The sequence below is a fragment of the Planctomycetia bacterium genome (assembly GCA_021413845.1).
Lineage (GTDB): Bacteria > Planctomycetota > Planctomycetia > Pirellulales > PNKZ01 > PNKZ01.
In genome coordinates, this window is record JAIOPP010000090.1 from 18,447 (window position 1) to 39,130 (window position 20,684).

The following is a 20,684-nucleotide window of genomic DNA, read 5'->3' on the forward strand; positions in this document are numbered from 1 at the left end:
TACTTTTGCATTCTGCATTTTGACTTCCGACTTCTACTAGATTTCGCTCAACGTCCCCGTGCTGGTGCCGAACTTGTCGGTCTCGATTCCCATTCGTTGCAGCATCGAAACGAAGAGGTTCGAGAACGGCTTGTTGTTCTTCGGGTCGTAGGCGACGTGACCCGCGTGTTTGAAGCCGCCGCCGGCGAAGACGATCGGCAGGTTGCGCGAGTCGTGAGCGTTGGCGTTGCCGAGGTTGCTGCCGAACAGCACCGAGGTGTTGTCGAGCACGCTGCCCGCTCCCTCCCGTTTCGATTTCAGCGACGAGAGCAGAACGTTCAAGCCCTTGAACATCTCCGACTCGACGAGCTTCAGCTGCGCGAGCTTCTCGGGATCTTGCCCGTGGTGCGACAGGCCGTGATGGTCGACGCTCACGCCCGGCACCAGCGGCACGTCGCCGCGGCCTTGCACCGTGACGGCGATCACGCGGGTCGAATCGGTTTGCAAGGCGAGCGGCACCAGCTCGAGGATCAGCTTGATCCTGTTGATGAGATCGGCGTCGACTTTGCTATCGGTCGGCTGTTGGGCGTCGACCTTCGGCTTCGGCCGGCGAACCCACTCTTGCGACTTCGAGATCCGCAGCTCCATCTCGCGCACCGAGGTGAAGTATTCGTCGAGCTTGTCTTTATCGGCCGGCCCGACGCGGCGCTCGAGCCGCTTCGATTCGTCGGCCACGGCGTCGAGAATGCTCCGGCCTTGGCGTAGCTGCTCGCTCTGCGCTTCGATCTCGGCGGCCTTGCCGTCGAGGAACAACTTGGCGAACACCTTCGCCGGCGAATACTCGGCCGGAATACTGACGCCCGAGCGCGTAAACGATTGGCTGCTGGTGCCGGTGCTGCTCAAGACGAGCGACGGGTAGCGCGTTTCGTAGCCGAACTTCTCGGCCGCGAACTGGTCGAGGGAGATCGCATTGCGAAAGCCGCTGAGGCCGGGATTGCGGACGGCCGTGAGCCAGGTCATTTCGGAAGAGTGGCCGTTTGCGCCGGCTTGCTCGGGATGCGACATGCCGGAGAAGACGGTGAATTCCTTGCGATGATCCTTGAGGAGTTCGAGATACGGCGTCGGGGCATAGTCCGGGCCGGTCGTCGTCGGAAAGAGATACGGCGTGTGGATGCCCAGGTTCGTGCAGATCGTCACCATGCGCTTCGGCGCCGCAGCCGCGGCGGCACGCGCCGCGCGGAGCGTGACGGGGAGCATCGCATCGAGCGCGGGAAGCCCGAGGGCGATACCGCCGGCTCGAAGAAACATGCGCCGCGAGAGAGGCATAGTCATGACTTAAATTCCTAGTTGCAATATCTCCCTCTCCCATCGGGAGAGGGCCGGGGTGAGGGGCGTAGCTGCTTCTTACTCTCTAATTCAATCGACCTTCTTCGAAACTCGATCGACCGGACCCCTCATCCGGCCTTCGGCCACCTTCTCCCGCCGGGAGAAGGGTTTTATCACTGACCCCTGACCTCCGACCCCTGACCCCTTCCGCTCACTTCGTCTGAAACAATTCCGATTGCACGACTTCATGCACCAACGTGCGGAAGCCGTAGTTGCGTGAACGGGCGTTGTGCAGAATCTTTTCGACCGCTTCTCGATCCGCGAATTCGACCGTCGCGCCGGTGCCGTAGGCGAGCAAGTTGTTCGTGAGCGCGCGGGCCACTTGCTCGGTTTGCGTGAGCAGGTATTTCTTGAAGTCGTCGATGTTCTTAAACTTCGCGCCGTCGGGCAGGTCGCCGCTCGCGTCGACCGCCGGGCCGTGCTTATAGCCCACGTGCTTGCCGCGGAACAGTTCGACGACCTGGTCTCCTTTCCCTTGCGAACGATATCGCTCCCGCCAGCTGCCGATGACGTCGAAGTTTTCCAACGCGAAGCCCGGTGGATCGATCGTCCGATGGCAGGTGTTGCACGACTCGACGCTCCGATGCTTCGCCAACTGCTCGCGCACCGTCGTCGTGCCGCGCGTGTCGGGCTCGATCGAGCCGACATCGGCCGGCGGCGGAGCCGGGGGCTGCCCCAGGAGATGTTTCATCACCCATGCTCCGCGCAAGACGGGAGACGTGACGGTGCCGTTGGCCGTGACTTTCAAGATGCTCGCTTGCGTCAGAAGTCCGCCGCGATGCGAATCGGCCGGCAACTTCACTTTGCGGAATTGCTCTCCTTCGACCCCCGCGATCTTGTAGTGATCCGCCAGCCGGCGATTGATGATCGCGAAGTCGGAGTGGATGAAGTTCGCCACGCCGAGGTCTTCGCGTAGCACTTCCGTGAAGAAGTCTTCGGTCTCGCGAATCATCGAGATGCGGAGCAGCGGATCGTATTCGGGATACATCCGCGCGTCCGGCGCCGTGGCGTCGATGTTGCGCAACTCCAACCATTGGCCGACGAAATTCTCGGTGAAGGCCCGCGCCTTCGGGCTCGCGAGCAGGCGCTCGGTTTGCGCTCGCAACACGGCGGGTTGCGACAACTTCTTCGCCGCCGCGACCGCGATCAACTCGTCGTCCGGGAGCGAACTCCACAGGAAATACGACAGCCGCGCGGCGAGGGCATAGTCGTCGAGTCGGCCCGGATGTTCTTCGAGCATGAGGAACTGCGGCGCAACGAGAATGGCTCGCAGGCCGACGCGCACCGACTTGTCGAACGATTGCCCGGCGTCGAGCGCTTCATAGGAAAGCTTCAAGAACCGATCGATCTCGCCCGGCGCAAGCGGCCGGCGGAAGGCGCGCACGGCGAACGCGGTCAGCGCTTTCGCGGCGTCGGCGCGCGGGTCTTTCGACGCGATGTCGTAGCAAATGGCGCTCGGGTCCCATTTGCGTCGGTCGCCCGCGACATTCGTCTCGAAGGTCGCGCCGGGAAACAAAGCGGTGGTGCCGGCCGGCGGCCACGTATCGCCGAGCGGTCCTTCGAACTCGATCCACTCCATGCCGGTGCCCGAGCCGTTCCAGTTCTTCGCGCCGACGTTGTAGAGCCCCTTCTTCGTGTCGGGATCGGCTATCAGATCGGCCGGCGCGGGATAGAAATACTCGCTTGCTTCGAGCTTCGTCACGAAGTCGACTTCGCGCGAACCGGAGATCGGCATGTCGAAGTAGCCGACTAGCCGCGCCGAACCTTGGCGATAGTTGCCGGCGTAGAATTGCAAGATCGTCGGCTTCTGCGACTTATGCGAGAAGCCCGAAGCCCGGATACGATACAAGCCGGTTTGCGGAATACGCAGGCCGAAGATCTTCGTGATGTACGAAGCGTCGCCGAACATCACGATGCCGTTCGGAACTTCCAAACAGAGCGCGTGTTCCGAATCGAGGTTCTTCTTGACCCCTTCCTGCTCTTTGTAGATGAACCGCTGCACGAGCTTCTCGGGCTTGCGCGTCAGGCGGATGCCGAGGTCGAGCGCCGTGTCGGCCGCTTCCAAGTATTTTTCCAAGTGCAGCGGCGAGATCCGTAGCCCTTCGGCAACCGTGTCGAAGCCGCCGACGGCGTTTTCTTCGGGAAGGATTTCTTTGAGGGGGGCGTCGATGTCGAGCAGATGGTGCAACGTCTTTTCGTATTCGACGCGGTTCAAGCGGCGCATGCCGACGCGCCCTTCCTTCTCTCGGCGGGCTCGGCTCACATCGATGAGCGCCGCGCGGAGCGAGCCCAGCGACGCAGTCTGCAGCGCTGCCGGCGGACGGGCCTCGCCGACCGGCGGCATCTCTCCCTGATTCACCCGATCGAACACCTCGACCCATTGCGCGAAGTTTTTCGGATCGCTCGGGTTCCAAGTAAGCGACGACAGATCGAGCCCGCCGTCGGGCGTAGCCTTGTCGTGGCACGACGTGCAATTCGTGTCGATGAACCCCTTCATCGGCGACGGCGGAGCGGCACCGCGCGCGGCCGAAAGCAACGACATCGTGGCGACGTGTGTCGCGGCGACGAGCATCAAGCAGTTCGATATCAAACGCGCAAGCGGCATGGGCATCGCTACGGGACCAAGCGGTGGCGGAGCTACGGCGGAACCCGGTCGCCGAACCGGAAACAGCGATTATAACCGAGGCAGGCCGGAATTTCTCGCTGGGTTTTATACCGGTTTTGCCTCGCTAACGACTGCGGGTTAACGTTCGCCGAGGCTCGATATGCACCACGACGTCTTGAATCCGGAGGCCCGAGGCAAGCAGCCGGTCTTTCACCCGATGGGCGATCGTGTGCCCGGCGGTGACGCTGATCGCTCCGTCGACGTGAACATGAATATCCATAAACAAGCCGAGGCCGCTTTTGCGCACGCGCACCTTCTCGATCGCCTCGACCCCTTCGACGCCGGCCGCCGCCGAGCGGATCGCCTCTTGTATCTCGGCCGGCACCGTCGCATCCATGATCTCTTGCACGGCGGTGCGCAGCAGCAAGCCGCCGTTGAGCGCCATCACCGTGCAGGCGAGGAGCGCGGCCCAGGCGTCGGCGCTTTCGTAGCCCGGCCCGCAGAGCAGCGCGATCGAGATGCCGACCAATACCGCGGCCGAGGTGATCGCGTCGGAATGATGGTGCCAGGCGTCGACCTTGAGCGAAGTGCTTGCGAGATTCCGCCCGATGCCGGAAACGAACCGCGCGATGGCGATCTTCGCCACGATCGCCACGACCAAGACCGGCAGCGTGAACCAAGCCGGCGCGCGATGGGCCACGCGAATCTCGTGGATGCTCTGTACGGCGATCAGCCCGGCCGCGAGGAGCAAGCCCATCGCCGCGAGCATGCCGGCGATCGACTCCGCTTTGCCGTGTCCGTAGGGGTGCAAGTCGTCGGCCGGTCGGGCCGCGATACGCAGGCCGCTCCAGACGATCATCGAGGCGAGGATGTCGCCGGTCGATTCGATCCCGTCGGCGATCAGAGCGTAGGAGTTTCCCGCGATGCCGGCGACGATCTTCATCACGGCGAGCGCGACGTTGACGCCGATGCCGATCGTCACGGCCCGAAATCCGGAATCGATGGAATTCATGCTCGCAGTATACAACGCCGAGGCCGCGGCCGGGGCGAGCCGGCCACGGTGAACGGGCCATCGGTGAGCGGGTCTGCGGCAAACTCGACAGTAGGAATCGTTTCGTCCGATTACGAGCGATTTCCCTTGCCGCACGCCGGCACGCTTGCCGAACCGTGCGGCAACTCGCATAATCGAGTCCCTGCCATGTCGGGCCGATCATGCCGTAAGGAGAGTTCCCTTGCGTCGTCGGAAGTTCGCACCAGTCATCGCCGCCTTCCGAGAATCGAGCTATGGGTTCCCCACCGGAGCAGGTTAAAGCTTCGCAAGACCTGGAAATCAAAGATGCGCACGTCATCTTCCACACGGTTTGGGAATCGCTCGAAGAAGAAGTAGGGCACGAGAACCTGCGGTTTCCTAAGGAAATCATCTTGCTCGGCGGTGCGCCCGGCGCCGGAAAAGGAACGCAGACGCAGTTCATCATGCGGGCCCGAGGCCAGACCCGGCCGCCGATCGTCATCAGCGAGTTGCTCACTTCGCCCGAAGCGCAGAAGATCAAAGACCAAGGGAACATGGTCGGCGATAAGGAAGTGATCGGAATTCTCTTGCGCAAGTTGCTGCAACCGGAATTTCGCGACGGAGCCTTGCTCGACGGCTTTCCGCGCACGCGCGTGCAGGTGGAATGCTTGAAGCTGCTGGTCGACAAGATCAACCAGCTGCACAACGAGTTCGAGAACACGCCGCACGCGATGCACTTTCGCCGGCCGACGATCCACGCGATGGTGCTATTCGTCAGCGAACGGAGCAGCATCGAGCGACAGTTGGCGCGCGGCGTGAAGGTCGCGGCGCACAATCGCGAGGTCGAAGAGACCGGTGTCGGGAGAACCCTCGAACTCCGCCCGACCGACCTCAGCGAAGAGACCGCGCGCCGCCGCTATCGGGTCTTCAAAGAGCAAACGTGGGACGCGCTCCAATCGCTCAAGGATATCTATCACTACCACTTCATCAACGCCGAAGGGCCGATCGATGAAGTCGAAGAGAACATCCTCAAAGAGCTGCAATACCAAAGCTCGCTCGAACTCGAGCAGCGGACCTACGATCGGCTCGGCCCGTTGCCGCTGGCGGAAGAGATCATCCTGCACGCGCGGCAAGAGCTCGTGCGCCGGCTCGACAGCTACGAGCTCGAACACACGGCCCTCTTCGTCCGCACGGTCGAGATCATCAAATCGAAATTCATTCCGATCATCGCGCGGCACGCGCTGTCGGGCCGTGCGGTCGTCAATTCGGAAGATCCGATCTTCGAGGATCCGCTGGTGCTCAGCATGCTGATCGACATCTTCTCGGAGCGCGGTTTTCACGCCGTCGTGGATAAGAACATCCAAGAAATCCCCGAACGCATCGACCTGAAGACGGGCCAGATCCACCGCCGACTGAAGACGGTGTACCGCATCCAAATCTACTTCAAAGGGTCGGAAATCCGCCGCGGGTAGGGCGAAAGTAGCAGGCACGTTCCACGTGCCGTCAGCCACGTGCGCCGTTCGAGCTAAGTGCAGCAATGCAACGCAAGTAGCCTCCGTTCAATAGCCCCGGATGCATATCCGGGGCCGCACGGTGACGATCGTTCCCTATCGTTCGTGGCAACGGCACGCGGAGCGTGCCTGCAACGTTGTAGGCACGCTCCGCGTGCCGTAACCTCATGCGTCGTTCTCTAACGAAGCCGCTGTGGTTGTGTGAAGTCGTCTGTGGCGGACGGCACGTGGAACGTGCCTGCTACTTTGGCCCAATTCTTCGCGTTGAAGTTCGCCGCGCGTCGTGCGATGTTGAACCGCGTGAGGAGACGAGACTCCGACCTCCGGTAGGTTTCGACACGTTGCTGGTCTATGTGAGACAAGTGACGACGAATTGCGATGGGGAATTTTTAGCTTCGGCCGCGCCGCTTGTCGCCGTCGGGGCTGGAATGAATCGAGCGCTAAGCTCGGTCCCGCGCGACGATGGTCGATCGAACGATTGTTGTGAAGACGATCGCTTGATGTCTCTTTCCGGCCTGCGGTGCGTGAAGGTTTGCTTCGGCGAATGATCACGCATCGCGATCCTCGGTCGTTGCGCGTTCGTGGATGAAACGCAAAACGACAACCAACGCGGATCGAATTTGCACGACGTTCTCTGCGAGGTTGCAACATCGCAGAGAACGCTTCGCTGCCTTGGGTGTCGTCCGGTGCGTCGTCGCGCGAGCCAGCCTTGCTTCCCGCGAAGCAAGCCGGTTCGGGCGGAATGCTCTGCGCAGAGAATCGTTTGACAAGATGCCCGGCCCGCTCGGGCGACGACGCACGAATGTTTTTTCAAGTCGCAAGCAAGCGCGATCACGGCCGTGCTTTGTTTAAGTAGCAGGCACGTTCCACGTTCCGTCCGCCACGAACGATACGGAACGATCGTTGCGGTGTGGCCCCGGATATGCATCCGGGGCTATTGAACGGAGCTGGACGTGTCGCGATCGTACGTCGCGCTCGAACGACGCACGTGGCTACGGCACGTGGAACGTGCCTGCTACTTTGGCTGCGCTTTACCAATCGAAATGAAATGTGCGGCTCAGGCTTCTTAACCAGCGCGACCCGAGCGGCTTCGGCGCCACGCGAACTCGGGCCGTGCCGCGCCAGCCTTGGCGGAACCGTCCTTCCGGATCGTCGAGATCGACGCGTACCAAATACGACGTCGAAGCCGGCGCTTCCGTCGTGCCCGACTCCGCTTTGGTCGCTAACTCGCCGCCCGATTTATTCGAGAGCCGGCGCGGGCTTTCGCGCAGTTCGCCGAGCGCGATCTCGGCGACCGTGCCATGCAGCGTTTCCTCGGGAAGTGCGTCGAGCAGAATTTCGACGCGATCGTTCGGGCGGACGAAGTCGACGTCTTCTTGATCCAACACGATCGCGGCTTGCCAACGGTGCGGATCGCCCACGCTCCCCAGCGGCGTGCCGACTTCCAACGTACCGCCGAGATTCGTCGGATCGAGCGGCCGACCGGTCCACGCGGCGAGCTCGTCCGGCGAATGCGAGCTCGGCTGCGCGGGAGGAGGATACAAAGTCCCTGCGCGGTGAGCGACGGGGACGAGCCGGTCGCGGTCTTGCCGCTTGTCGCGCAGCTGTTGCTCGATCGAGGCCAACAGCTTCTCCGATTGCGGAATCGAGCCCGACGCGCCGGCGTTGTCGAACGCTTCGCGCTTCAATGTCGCCAGGTCGATGCGCAAGCGTTCGCATTTCGCGGAGAGTCGTTCGATGTCGAGCTCGAGCTCGTGGTTTTCGAGTCGCACGATCGGCGCGCCGGCTGCGAGGCGGGAACCGTAGCTCGCCGGCAGCGCCGCGATCCGGCCGGGAATCTCGACGTACAACTGCTCGGCGTTCTTCAACTGCAACTCCATCGGCCCCAACACGGAGTGCCGAACGGGCACGAAGAAGATCAACGCCAATAGTAGAAAGGAGGCGGCGGCGATCAGTGTGATGCGAGCGGGCTTCATACGGTCACGTTTCGTCGCGGCGGGAAGCATTTGTCGAAGATAGAGGATCGTGGCCGTTGCGATCGATCCGATCATGACTATTCCGACGGCTCGCGACAAGTTCTCCAAGCGATAAGGACGCGCCGCCGCAACGAGCATCAGCACGATCGCGATCGTCAGGCCCCAACGATAAAGGGTCGAAGCCACGGCATAGAGCAAGTACCAACGCTGCCGCCCGAGCGGCGCCAGCGGATCGAGCGGCGCGTCTTTTCCGAAGAGAGCTCGCAGTAATAGTTGACGGAAGGCCGACGCCGAGCGCTGCGACAGGTTCGGCACTTCAACGAGGTCGCTGAGAATATAGTAGCCGTCGTATCGCATGAGGGGGTTGCCGTTGAAGAACAATGTCCCGACCGACGCGACGACGATCACCGTCAGGCAAACACGACTTAACAAGCCCGGCTCGGCGGTCGACCAGATCAGCGCGGCGATCGCGGCGAGGATAAACTCGAAGTACATTCCGGCCGCTGCCACGGCGATTCTTTTCCAACGGCTTTGGAAGCGCCAAGCGTCCGTCACATCGCAATATAAACAGGGAGTGAAGATCAACAGCATCACTCCCAAGTCGCGACATTCGCCGCCGAAGCGTCGGCAAGCGAGACCGTGCCCGAATTCATGCAGCACCTTCACGCCCGCGAGCACGGCTCCGACGAACAACACGTTGCTCGGCGTGAACAGTTCTTGCGCGTGGGGCAATTGCGAGGTGAACTTCGTCCATTGCAAAGCGAGCGCAACCGCGGCTGCGACGAACAGGAGAGCAGCCGCGGCCGCGGCAAGCGGCGAGAAGATCCACCGCGCGAACGGCAGCAGCAGGTCGAACGGGCCGGTCGGATCGACGACGGAGAAGCGCAACGACAGCGGGTTCATCCACCGCGACCAAAACGAACGGAACCGGCGCTTGCTCCGGCGCTCGACGAGCACGTCTCCTTGGCCCGAACTGTCCGAGATGAGGAAGTCGAGCTGATGCAACGACGACACGAACCGCGAGACCTCGTCGGGTCGAATGCGCTGCGGCGCGAAGCGGGCCTCGAACAAGTCGACCAGCTCCGCGATGCCCGTTCGGCCGTCGAGCGCGGTCAGAATCAGATACTCGAACTCGCGCAGGCGCGCGAAGCGCAAGGTCAGCGGATCTTTGATGATCCAGTAAAGCTCCGTGCCGATCGTCTGCTCGACGATGATGAGATCGCGTCGACATCGCAAATGCAGCGGGCGTTCGTAAGTGCGGCCGACGGTCGACATGGACGAAGCCGAGGAAGAGGAGCGCGCCGAACGAAGATGAATAGATTAGAACCAGCGGAACAGAACTTTGGCCCGAATGAAATCCAGCACGTCGCGAGTCCAGACGTAAGCCGTCGAGCGGCGTCCGCAATGGACATGCGCGGCCGCTTCCGCGCCGGGTCGGCGTTGCGGAAGATCTTCGGTGCGGATCGCGGCGCGCACCAACACGACGTTCCCTTCCTCACCGTGCAAGTCGGCCGAGTTTTGAATTTCGACCACCTTCGCCTCGCGCACCAAGCTCGGATCGACCGCCGGGCTATAGGTCACGCGCAGCGGCTCGGCCGAGGCCCGCGCTGCGTCGACGATCCGGCCGCTCCGATCGTCGGGCACGTTGAGCTCGAGTTCCCACGGGCCATCGACCGCCGCGACCGTGAGCAATTGCTGCCCTTGGCGCACCGGTCTGCCATGCAGCAGATCGTCGGCATTCCAAGTCGTGATTTCGCCTTCGATCGGGCTCGCGATCACGAGCTCCGAGCGCTTCGTGCCGTAAAGTTGCAGTTGCCGATCGAACGAAGCGATCTCTTCGCGCAGCCGATTCCGTTCGCCCGAGAGCCGCGCTCGCTCGGCGGCGGGGAGTTGCTCGGTGCCGTTGAACAGGGCCCGCTCGGCAGCCAGCGATTGCTCGAAGGCGGAGGTGCGCCGACCTTGGAGCTCGGCCGTAGCGATCTCAAGATCGGTATTTTGCAGCTCGATCAACGCTTGGCCTGCGCGCACGTGATCGCCGTGCTTCACCAACAGTTTCCGAATCACACCGTCGAGCGGAGCGAAGACGCGCCGCTGTTCGACCGGCTGCAAGTGTCCGCGACAGTAGGTCGTGAACTCGCTCGTCGTGAACAACAGCGCGCCGCAGCCGGCGGCTACGAGCGCGACGATCGCGGCCGTTCGCAACACCTTGCCGGGTCCGAAGCACGCTTGCCAACACGCTCCCAAACAGCGCCAGACCGGCAACAAGAACAACGAGTAATACTGTCGCGAGCTGCGGAGCGCCGCGGTCGCGGAGCGCGCGAGCAGTTCGATTCTTGCCGCTTCCTCGGCGATCGGCGTGCTCTCGCCGAAGTATTCGACGATCAGTGCCCCGAGCCATTCCCCTTGCGAAACGGTCGCTTGCCTTTCCCGCTCCTGCTCTGGCAACGTCGGCAGGGCGATGAGCGGGACGAAGACGAAGCGTTTGACGAAATGCTCGTCGACGTAGCGGGCCAGCGCGGCGGCGAACGAGGCGTCGCACTTCGCGGTGGGATTCGGATACGTGATCGTGTCGCGAAACGGCGCGCAGGTCGTGGCGAGTTCGCGCAACGCGCGCACGGCGCCGGCGCGTCGGGCCAGCTCGGTCTGTCCGCTCACTGCGGCGACGTGAAACTTTCGGCCCCGGCGAATCAGCACCGCCAAGCGATCGGAGCCGAGGAACAATCGCCCGTCGTTCGCAATCGTGGCGGTCGTCGATTTCAGATCGAGCGACTGCCGGAGCGCTCCGGTCAGCGCGAGCTCGCGATCTTTCCGTTCGCTGCTGCGCAACGCCTCACGACGATCGTGCAGCAAATGAAAGCGCTCGACCGATTCGCTCGCTTCGACGACGAACTTCGCGCAACCTTGCCGAGCCGCCGCGCTGGCGACGGCAAATACGACGACGACCGCGCCGCGCAATTCGCCGGCGACCGACAACGGACACCAGACCTCGGAGCATGCTTCGGCCGATTCCGCAGCGGGCTCCGCGAGCGCGAGGATCGGCTGGCCCGAGCGGCGCAGTTCTTCGAGCCGCTCGGTGGGCAATTCGGGCAGGCCGTCGGCTCGGCCGGCTGCGGCGATCGGTTCCCATATCCCTTGCCGGTTGATCGTCCAACAGCGTCCGGCCAGGGCCGAGGTCGAGCTGCAGAGGGTTGTGAGCCACTCGACATAGAAGGTGCGTGCATCGATGTCTCGTTCCGCAATGCCGCGCAACGACAGCAGCACCGCCGGCAGTTTTCCCGGCGTTGGCTCCGGTGCGACGGCGGTAAAGGGGACCGACATGCGTGGTCGCGGCAGTGGGGAACGGAAAAGCGAAACGCCGAAGCCGGAATTGTAACCGGTTCGAGATTCTGCGACGACGCCGCTTCGGCCGGTCCCGTGCTGCCGCACGGCGGCGAGGCAGGGAGTTGCCTAATCGTTACAACGAATAGACTCAGAATTGGTTCCGGAAACGCCGAAGCAAAAAGGAGAGTCGCCTCGCGACGGCCAAGCATGCGCTTCGCATGCGTGGAACTCGGGCGATCCGGGGTATTCGAGGATGAGGATCGAATCCACTTTGCGCAAGACGATCGGCCGTGCGTTCGCGCACGCGCTCTTGGTGCCGGCACTCGCACTCACGACGGCAAGCGCCGGCGGCGCGGAACGAGAACTCGGCTCGCCGTCGAACGCCGACTTCGTTCCGTACGCGCCGCCACAAGAAGCGTTGTCGTCGGGCACTCCTTACGCTCTCACGACGGCTCCCATGTCTACGGCGCCGGCGGCACCGAAGAACCAGCTTCGCCCGATCTCGGAAGTCGTGATCGACACGAGCTTGCCCGGCGGCGGCGCGATGCCGACCGACGGGGCGAACGACCGACATGCCACGGCCGATGTCGGCCCGGAGTGGATCGACACGCGACCTTGGATGACGTACGAGTTTGCTTGGGCGGCGTCGGGCCTCGCGCATCGGCCTTCCTACTTGGAAGACCTGAATCTGGAGCGCTACGGCAACTCGGCTTGTCCGGTGTTTCAGCCGGTGATCTCCGGAGCGCGGTTCTTCGCTTCGGTGCCGCTGATCCCTTATCAGATGGTGGTGCATCGTCCGCGCGAGTGCATCTATATGCTCGGCTATTGCCGGCCCGGTTCGCCGGCGCCGAACCTCGGGTATCGACCACCGTTGCGGCTCGATGCCGCGGCCGTCGAAGCGGCGGCGATCACCGGCGCGGTCTTCATCATTCCGTAGCGCCTCGCGCACGGTTTTACGAACGCATCTTCGGCTGTCGCCGGCATTGCCTGCGCACGCGATTTCCGGCGCGCGCGTTTTCCACTAATGATTGGGGGGATGCCGTCCGATAGTTATGACGATTGGCAAACTTTAACGCTTGTAACGATTACTTAAACTGGAGCGTCGCTCTTCGACCGCTGCTGCCCGGCAGCCATGCGAATCAAGAGCGGCTTCGGCCCCGCATGATGCGACCCTATCGGACGCAACTCGCTATCGTCGTTTCGTTAGCCGTGCTCTGCGCCGGCTGCGGGCGGCAGAGTTGGTCCGGGCGCGAGGCTCCGTTCAACCAGTTCAATCGAGTCGCGACGACGATCGAATACCCGAACGTCGTCGAGCCGCAAGTGAGCGAAGCGCTCGCCACGCCGCCGCCGCATAAGATCGATTCGCCGATCTTTCAAGAGTATTGGGACATCACGCTGCAAGAGGCGATTCAAAGCGCCCTGTGGAACAGCCAAGTGCTGCGCGATCTCGGCGGTACCGTCGTCACCAACCCGACCGGAAGCCGCACGATCTACGAGGCGGCGATTCGCGAAAGCGATCCGCGCTACGGAGTCGAAGGAGCGCTCAGCGCGTTCGATGCGCAACTTTCGCAGAGCGTGTTTTGGTCGAAGAACGATCGGGCGCTGAACAACGTGTTTCTCGGCACCGGCACGACCCTCTTCCACGGCGATACCGGGACCTTTCAAACGCAGCTCTCGAAAGTCGCCGCGACCGGTACGCAGTTCGCCGTGCGCAACAACACGAACTACGAAGCGAACAACGTCCCGTCGAATACTTTTCCCAGCGCGTGGGACACGAACGTCGAGGCCGAGTTTCGGCATCCGTTGTTGCAAGGCGGAGGCATCGAATTCAATCGGATCGCCGGCCCGAGCGCCACGCCGGGTCTGTTTCTAACCAACGGCGTGCTGATCGCGCGGATCAACACGGACATCAGCATCGCCGACTTCGAAGCTTCGTTGCGCAACGCCGTGAGCGAAATCGAAAACGCGTATTGGGATCTGTACTTCGCCTATCGCGATCTCGACGCGAAGATCGCGGCGCGCAACGGCGCACTCGAACACTGGCGCTCGATCCATGCGAAGTACGTCGCCAACACGCCGGGCGGCGAAGCGGGCAAGGAAGCGCTCGCCCGAGAGCAGTTCTTCATGCTGCAAGCCGCGGTCGAAGACGCGCAGAGCGGTTCGCCGGGGCGCGGCTCGTTGTCGGGCAGCGGAAGCGGCGGCGGCGTGTTTCGCGGAGCCGGCGGCGTGTTCGCCGCCGAACGACGTCTGCGCGCGCTGATCGGCAACCTCACGCAAAGTCAGCGCTTGCTTCGGCCGATCGACGAGCCGCCGAACGCGGAGATCGTTTACGATTGGCAAGAGATTCTTTATGAAGCGCTGGCGACGCGCGTCGAGCTGCGCCGCCAGAAGTGGCTCGTCCGTCGTCGCGAGTTGGAACTCGTCGCGGCCCGCAACTTTCTGTTGCCTCGGCTCGATGCGATCGGCAAATATCGTTGGCGCGGGTTCGGCAACGATCTCTTGGCCTACGGCAACCAACCGCAGTTCGCCGACGCCGTGGGAAATATGTTCGACGGCAATTTCCAAGAATGGCAACTCGGGATGCAGCTGCAAGCGCCGCTCGGATTCCGGCAAGGCTTCTCGGCCGTAAGAAACGCCGAGCTGCAACTGTCGCGCGAGCGGGCCGTGCTCCGCGATCAAGAGCGCCAGATCGCGCATGATCTTTCCACCGCGGTCGGCGATGTCGATCGGACGTTCACTCTCGTGCGCACGCACTACAACCGCCGTACGGCTGCGGCGCAGCAAGTCGACGCCGCGCGCGCCGCTTACGAAGCCGATGCGACGAGCACGGCCGAGCTCTCCGATTCGCGTCGTCGCTTGGCCGATGCCGATGCCGCTTACTATCGCGCGCTGTGCGACTACGCCATCGCGCTGAAGAACGTTCACTTCGAGCGCGGCACGCTGCTGAAGCACAATCAGATTGCGATGGCCGAAGGGCCGTGGCCCGAGAAGGCCTACGGCGACGCGCGGAGCCATGAAGCCGATCGGCGTCGAGCCGTGGAGTTGAACTACACGTTCAATCGTCCGACGATCGTATCGCAAGGTCGACCGCAGCTGCCTGCGGAAGCGGGAGAGCTGGTTCTCGAACCGGGAGCGACCGTGATCTCGGAAAGTGTTACTTCAGGAACGGCTACTCCGGGAACTGCGGCTTCAGGAATGGGCACTTCGCCGAACGGCGCGCCGGTGCCGACCGAGCAGGTTCCGCTTCCGACGACGATGCCTGCTGCTCCGCCCGTGCCGATGAATCTGCCTCCTGGTCCGACGTTCCCGCGTTCGCCGCTTCCTTAATAGCCGTTGCTTAACGAAGTCTCGGCTACTTGCCGGGGAGCCGCCAGACAGGATCGCGGTCGGCGTCCGGGTTCACCAGGCACGTCACCGCGCGCGACAGCAATTGCAGGCTCGGTCCGTCTTCGGCGAACATCGTGAACAACTGTCCGAGCTCGCGCGACGACTGCATGAAATCTTGCGACTCGAATAGATAGAGCGCATGTTCGTAGCGCGTCTTAAGCTTCTGCCAGCTCTCGGGCGGGTCGACGAAGATCTCGAACAGATCGACCGGCCGTTCGATGTTGATGACTTTCACGCGGCACAGCCTGCGCGAGCGAAACTCTTCGCCGAGTTGTGCCATCGTCGAATCGGTGACGATCAGATCCGTGCGCAAGTATTTCGTCGCTCCGCGCACGCGGCTGGCGAGATTCACGTCGGGCCCGAGCGCGCCGTATTTGAAGCGCTGATCGGAGCCGGTGTTGCCGACGCGGCTGGTGCCGGAGTTGATGCCGATCGAGAGTTGGGTGCGTTGCGCGATGATCGCCTGCCAACGTTCGTCGATCGAGGCCATCGCCCGCGACATCGCCACGGCCGCGCGGCACGCGCGCATCGCATGGTCGGGCTGGTGCTTCGGCGCACCGAACATCGCGAACAATTCATCGCCGATGAAGTCGATCACGACTCCGCCATGCTGCAGCACACACTCGGAAAGAACCGTCAAGACGTCGTTCATCCAGCGCATCGTGGCCTGCGCGCCGAGGCGCTCCGTGATCGTGCTGAAGGCTTTGACGTCGGCGAAGAGGAGCGTTACCTCGGTGTCTTTCCCTTCGAGCAGCTTGGCGTTCGACATCAATTCGTCGGCCAATTCCTTGGTGAAGAACGTCTCGAGCATCTTATGCGCGGCGGCGGCTTCTTCTTCGATCTCCAGCCGCGCGATGCCGTTGGCGACTCCGCCGGCCAGCAGCTTCACGGCCAGGAGCTCATAGACGGAAGTTTTCGTCGCGCCGACGCTGCGACGTTCGCCGTAGAGCGCGCCTTTGATTACGCCGTCGCGACTGATGATCGGCGCGGCGATGAGTTGCCGAATCCCCGTAACGCTGTTCAGCATGTCCGCTTCGTTGCCGAAGATCTCGCCGATCGCGGTCATCGTCTCTTCCATGTGCTTGAGCATGCTGCGGCTCGGCGTCCACGATTCGCGCGCGTTTTCCGACTGCGGCGGATAGCAGCAATGCATCACCCATTGGTCGTCGACCTTCATCAGCACGGCCCCGTGATCGAGACCCGCCAGCTCGACGAGCGCGCGGGCCGCTTGCTCGTAGAACTGTGTTTTGCCCGTCGCGCTTTGCAGCACTTCGAGCACCGCTTCCAACCAGCGGCCGAGATTTTCCAACTCGCCGGTCGGGAGCGGAGCGATCGCCGGAATGGTCGTGATGCGCGTGCCGGAAAGCTTCGAGCGAGGCGCGAAGCTGCGATAGGTCAGGCTCTCGAAAATCTCCTTGGCTTCGCCCGAGACTTGGATCGAGATGTCGCACAGTTGCAACGTGATGGGAAGTCGATATTCCCCGGTCTGCTGCGTCGCGAGCGACTCATGTCCTTGAATACCGATCGGGTTCTGCGGGCCGATGTTCGTCACGCGGATCATCGACGGCCCGGTGCATTCGAGGCGCAGGTGCCGGCGATGGATGTGGGTCTCTTCGTTGCCTCGGCAGAGGACGAATCGCAGCCGGCCTTCGGCCCTGATCTTCGCGAAGATCGGTTCGACTTCACCGGCGCGCGGCTGGTTCTGCCGGCCGAGCTCGACCGGCTCGTCGAAAACTTCGCGAGGATGAAGCGGTACGTCGAGCCGTGAGACTACGACATAGAACTTGTCGGCGATGCTGCACCTCGGAAAGTCTCGTTCGACGGATCGAACCGGATCGGGTAAGCGCTCGATTCTATTCATGTCGGCGCAGAAAACGAGCCCGACGATGGTCCTCGGAGCCGATGGGGTTGTCGCTCGGGAACAAACTTAAATGTAAATTTCCCGAATTTTATCCGTTCGGCGGCAAATTCAATCAGCTAGCGGTGATGGTTTTAGCCGATTAAGATGACGCGCTGCATCGTCGGAACAGACTTGGAACGAACCGGTTCCGGCCTCGAATGGAGCGTTCGGCGTCCAGCGAGGCCGCGAGTTTTCGCACGTCCTTATCCCGGAGCAAAACATGGCGCGGTCGTCGTACCTGCCGTTGATTGTTGCTTCGGCGGCCGGCGCGGCGTTCGTCATGGCCGTGGGAGCCATCTGGGCGCAAACTCCGGCCGGCGATGCGACTTCGCAGAAGACCGCTCCCGAAACTCTGCCGATCATTCAACTGGAGCCGAACAAGTCGGCCGGCGAAGACCGCTCCGACGGGCCGCGCACTCCCGACGATCTCCGCTTCATCGGCGTCAGCTCCTGCGCGGCGAGCGGGTGCCACGGCGGCACGAAGGTCGATCTCAGCTACGCGCAGACCGACTCGCTCTGGTGGCGCAGCGCGTATGTCGTCTGGGCGACGGCCGATCCGCATGCCCGCGCGTATCAGACGTTGCGCGGCAGCGCGGCGGCGTCGATCGTGAGAAAGTTAGATCGTCTTCCCGCCGATCGACCGGTCGCCCCTTACCACGACCGGCGCTGCGTCAGTTGCCACGCGACGACGTATCCTCAAGAAGATCACGACGCGACCGTCGCGGCGAACGCGCAGGCCGATCCTCGCGCAGCGGCGCGAGAGTCGGCGCGCTGGTCGCAAGCGACCGACGGCGTGAGTTGCGAGTCGTGCCACGGCGGCGCGCGTAAATGGCTCGGCGAACATTTCTTACTGCGCACGAACCCCGCCTCGCCGACATCCGCCGACGACGCCCAGCAAGAAAAACACCGCCTCGCCGAGCTCGGCATGCTCGACACCGACAACCTCGCCGTGCAGGCGCAAACGTGCGTCCGCTGCCATGTCGGCGAGCGGAGCGGCTCCGACGTTCGGGACATGAACCACGACATGATCGCCGCCGGACACCCGGCGTTGAATTTCGAGTTCGCGGCCTATAAGGCCCGCATGCCGCGTCACTGGTCGCTGCCGCAAGAGCCGGTCGCGCGAGCCGACCGCGAGCGGCGCAGCTGGGCCGTCGGCCAACTCGTTTCCGCAGCGGCTGCTTTGCGCTTGTCGGCCGAGCGGGCTGCGGCGAATCTCGATTTGCAGCCGGGTGCGGCGCATGCCCCTTGGCCGGAGTTCTCGGAGTTCGCCTGCTTCCGTTGTCATCATGCGCTGCGCAGCGGCGCGAACGCAGAGCCGACCGCGCAACAAAACTCGGCCCTTGCTCGAGCGAAAGGGTCCGACGCACCGCTCGGCCGGCAGCTATGGGGGACCTGGAACTCTTGGCACACGACGCAATCGCTCGGCTTGAAAGAGAATCCCGAGACGGCGGAACTGCGCGCCTTGCTCCGGCAAGCGTCGAACCCTTTCGTTGCGGAAACGGAACTGCGCGAGCTGAGCCGAACGATGCGCACCTGCGCGACGAAAATCGAAGCCGCCGCCGAAGCGCTCGGCAATGCGCCGGCAGATGTCTCGCGAGAGCAACTCGCGCAAACACTCGCCGACGTCGCGCAAGCAGCCGCAACGGGCACGCTCTCCTGGGACGAAGCGACGCAAGCCTATTTGGGGGCCGTCGCGCTGTATCGGGCGCAGCGCGCCGTCGCCGGGCTTCCGCTCGATAAGGCCGACGACGAAGCAGGCCGAATTCTCAAGCAACTCTTCAACGCGCTCCGCTTCGATCAGCCGGGCGAGCGGCGCTTCAACAGCCCGACGACTTACGATCGAGAGCTCGTGCAAGGGCTCTTCGAGAAGCTTTCGGCCTCCGCTCGGAAGGGGGCTTAGTCGTGTTCAAGCCGTCGCGCTTTTTTTCGATCATGCTTACGGCGGCACTCGCGTGCTGTGGGCTTAGCGCTGCGGTCGCGCCGTCGGCATCGGCTGCGGAGCCCGCGAAGAAAGCGTTCGATCCGAAGTATCTCGCGACCCCCAACGGAGCCGCGACGTTTTTGGATCCGCAGGTGAGTTGCTTCAGTTGCCATCAGGCGACCGATCCGAATCAGGCCGAGATGTACAAGGAGCGCGGGACTCTGAAGCGCGTCACGTTGGTCGAAACGGCCCGTTGGCGCGAGCTCGATTTCCATAGCCAAGCCGCGAACTCGCTGACGACGCCGCGCGCGAAGGTGATGGGAGAGTTGCTCGGATACGATGTGGCGAAGAGTACCCGCTGCTTGAATTGCCACAGCGGCCATCAGCGGATCACGGAGCGCGCAGCGCAACCGCCGGAGCTCTCGGCTCCACGCGATGCGCTGACGAAGCACGGAGTGAGTTGCCAAGCTTGCCACGGCCCGGCGCAGAATTGGGAGACGGCGCATCGGGCCGCTAACGAGAAAGACGACAACTGGTGGAAGAAGAGCAGCGACGATAAATACGCCCTCGGCTTGCTCGACATTCGCCATCCGAGGTCGCGGGCCCAGATTTGCCTCTCGTGCCATTTGGGAAGCAGCAGCGAAGGGAAGATCCTCACGCACGATATGTACGCTGCCGGTCATCCGCCGCTACAGAACTTCGAGGTCGAGACATTCGCCGCCGCGATGCCTTATCACGGCCTCTTGCTCGAAGAGAAGATCAAGAGCTCGCCCGAGTCGCACCAAGATTGGTATCGCGCCGAGGATTTCTATCGGACGCGCTCGGTGTTCACCTCCGCGATCGTCGCGCTGCGCATGCAAGTGCAACTGATTCTCGACGAAGCCACCTGGGCTGCGCAGCCGGCCGCCGGAGCGAAACCTGCCGGCGACGTGCATCGCGCTCAATGGCCCGAGCTGGCGTTCTTCAATTGCGCGTCGTGCCATCATGAGCTCGCCGCCGACAGACCGAGCCGCGATCGATCGCCGTCGGCCGCGCCTGGTCGACCGATGTTGCGCGAGTGGCCGACCACGTTGTATGAAGTCGCGATGCGCGGGACGGGCCTCGAGCGCAACGCCGAGCCGGTGTTGAAGCCGCTGCAAGAGGCCTTGAGCCGCAACCCGTTCGGGCGAGCGCAGGAAGTGCGCGCAGCGGCCGCAACGGTCGCGGCTCGGCTCGATGCCGACCTCGCGGCGTTCGAGAGTCGTCCGCTCGATCGGGCCGCGGCGGTCAAGTATCTCGATGCGATCTGCGCCGTCGGGCTGAGTCGGCCGATCGACTATGAAGAGGCTCGGCAACTCGCGTGGTCGGCGAAGACCATCGTGCGCGAGTTGAAGGGCTCGGCTTCCGGCACCTCGGTCCCTTCCACGGCGACGCTGGAACGGATCGAGCGGGCAGTCGGGGCGTTCGACGCCGATTTATGCCTGGAGTTTCCGGTTAAGCAAGCGAAACCGAAAGGCCCGGACGTTCCTAAGCCGACTCCGATTCCGTATAGTGCGGCATTGTTCGGCTTAGGGAGCCAATCGCTCGACGCGGCATTCCGGTTCGACGAACCGTCGTTTCGCCGGCGCTTGGCGGAGCTCCAAGCGGCCCTCGCGCCGGCTCCGTAAGCGGAAGCGGTTCGTGGTTGCGTCTTGAAAGTTTGCCGCTCGG

At 63.1% G+C, this 20,684-nt stretch carries 11 protein-coding genes; 5 read left to right on the forward strand and 6 right to left on the reverse strand.

The features are described from left to right. Positions 1-36 precede the first annotated feature (36 nt). From K8U03_16150 to K8U03_16160, 3 genes are all read right to left on the reverse strand, one after another. Positions 37-1,305, reverse strand: a complete 1,269-nt coding sequence (locus tag K8U03_16150; GenBank protein MCE9606427.1) for a DUF1552 domain-containing protein — start codon at positions 1,303-1,305, stop codon at positions 37-39. A 211-nt stretch (positions 1,306-1,516) separates the two neighbouring features. Next, positions 1,517-3,862, reverse strand: a complete 2,346-nt coding sequence (locus K8U03_16155; protein MCE9606428.1) for a DUF1592 domain-containing protein — start codon at positions 3,860-3,862, stop codon at positions 1,517-1,519. A gap of 232 nt (positions 3,863-4,094) precedes the next feature. Further along, positions 4,095-4,982 carry a cation diffusion facilitator family transporter gene (locus tag K8U03_16160; protein MCE9606429.1) on the reverse strand — a complete coding sequence of 296 codons (888 nt, stop codon included), beginning with the start codon at positions 4,980-4,982 and terminating at the stop codon, positions 4,095-4,097. 272 nt (positions 4,983-5,254) lie between these two features. Here K8U03_16160 and K8U03_16165 point away from each other — a divergent pair, with 272 nt between their 5' ends. Further along, on the forward strand, positions 5,255-6,451 hold the full coding sequence (locus K8U03_16165) for a nucleoside monophosphate kinase (protein ID MCE9606430.1): 1,197 nt from the start codon (positions 5,255-5,257) through the stop codon (positions 6,449-6,451). Between the two features lie 1,070 nt (positions 6,452-7,521). On the opposite strand, the gene K8U03_16170 is transcribed toward K8U03_16165, so the two are convergent. Further along, positions 7,522-9,741, reverse strand: a complete 2,220-nt coding sequence (locus K8U03_16170) for a hypothetical protein (protein MCE9606431.1) — start codon at positions 9,739-9,741, stop codon at positions 7,522-7,524. Positions 9,742-9,786: 45 nt separating this feature from the next. Next, the gene (locus K8U03_16175; GenBank protein ID MCE9606432.1) at positions 9,787-11,784 is read right to left on the reverse strand and encodes an efflux RND transporter periplasmic adaptor subunit; all 1,998 of its coding nucleotides are present in this window, start codon (positions 11,782-11,784) and stop codon (positions 9,787-9,789) included. Positions 11,785-12,040: 256 nt separating this feature from the next. On the opposite strand from K8U03_16175, the gene K8U03_16180 reads away from it, so the two are divergent. After that, on the forward strand, positions 12,041-12,724 hold the full coding sequence (locus K8U03_16180) for a hypothetical protein (protein MCE9606433.1): 684 nt from the start codon (positions 12,041-12,043) through the stop codon (positions 12,722-12,724). Between the two features lie 224 nt (positions 12,725-12,948). Beyond that, positions 12,949-15,114, forward strand: coding sequence for a TolC family protein (locus K8U03_16185; protein MCE9606434.1), 2,166 nt, complete (start codon positions 12,949-12,951; stop codon positions 15,112-15,114). Positions 15,115-15,139: 25 nt separating this feature from the next. On the opposite strand, the gene K8U03_16190 is transcribed toward K8U03_16185, so the two are convergent. Further along, positions 15,140-17,035, reverse strand: coding sequence for an adenylate/guanylate cyclase domain-containing protein (locus K8U03_16190; GenBank protein ID MCE9606435.1), 1,896 nt, complete (start codon positions 17,033-17,035; stop codon positions 15,140-15,142). A gap of 259 nt (positions 17,036-17,294) precedes the next feature. On the opposite strand from K8U03_16190, the gene K8U03_16195 reads away from it, so the two are divergent. Both K8U03_16195 and K8U03_16200 read left to right on the forward strand, forming a co-directional pair. Next, a complete protein-coding gene (locus tag K8U03_16195) occupies positions 17,295-18,974 on the forward strand; it encodes a cytochrome c family protein (protein ID MCE9606436.1) in 1,680 nt (559 codons plus the stop codon). Between the two features lie 2 nt (positions 18,975-18,976). Beyond that, positions 18,977-20,641 (forward strand): cytochrome c family protein, encoded by a 1,665-nt coding sequence (locus K8U03_16200; protein MCE9606437.1) that lies wholly within the window; start codon positions 18,977-18,979, stop codon positions 20,639-20,641. The last annotated feature ends 43 nt before the right edge of the window (positions 20,642-20,684 follow it).

Coding starts and splice junctions, on each gene's coding strand:
- K8U03_16150 (MCE9606427.1), bottom strand. CDS start 1,305: ATGCCTCTCTCGCGGCGCATGTTTCTTCGAGCCGGCGGTATCGCCCTC.
- K8U03_16155 (MCE9606428.1), bottom strand. CDS start 3,862: ATGAAGGGGTTCATCGACACGAATTGCACGTCGTGCCACGACAAGGCT.
- K8U03_16160 (MCE9606429.1), bottom strand. CDS start 4,982: ATGAATTCCATCGATTCCGGATTTCGGGCCGTGACGATCGGCATCGGC.
- K8U03_16165 (MCE9606430.1), top strand. CDS start 5,255: ATGGGTTCCCCACCGGAGCAGGTTAAAGCTTCGCAAGACCTGGAAATC.
- K8U03_16170 (MCE9606431.1), bottom strand. CDS start 9,741: ATGTCGACCGTCGGCCGCACTTACGAACGCCCGCTGCATTTGCGATGT.
- K8U03_16175 (MCE9606432.1), bottom strand. CDS start 11,784: ATGTCGGTCCCCTTTACCGCCGTCGCACCGGAGCCAACGCCGGGAAAA.
- K8U03_16180 (MCE9606433.1), top strand. CDS start 12,041: ATGAGGATCGAATCCACTTTGCGCAAGACGATCGGCCGTGCGTTCGCG.
- K8U03_16185 (MCE9606434.1), top strand. CDS start 12,949: ATGATGCGACCCTATCGGACGCAACTCGCTATCGTCGTTTCGTTAGCC.
- K8U03_16190 (MCE9606435.1), bottom strand. CDS start 17,035: ATGAATAGAATCGAGCGCTTACCCGATCCGGTTCGATCCGTCGAACGA.
- K8U03_16195 (MCE9606436.1), top strand. CDS start 17,295: ATGGCGCGGTCGTCGTACCTGCCGTTGATTGTTGCTTCGGCGGCCGGC.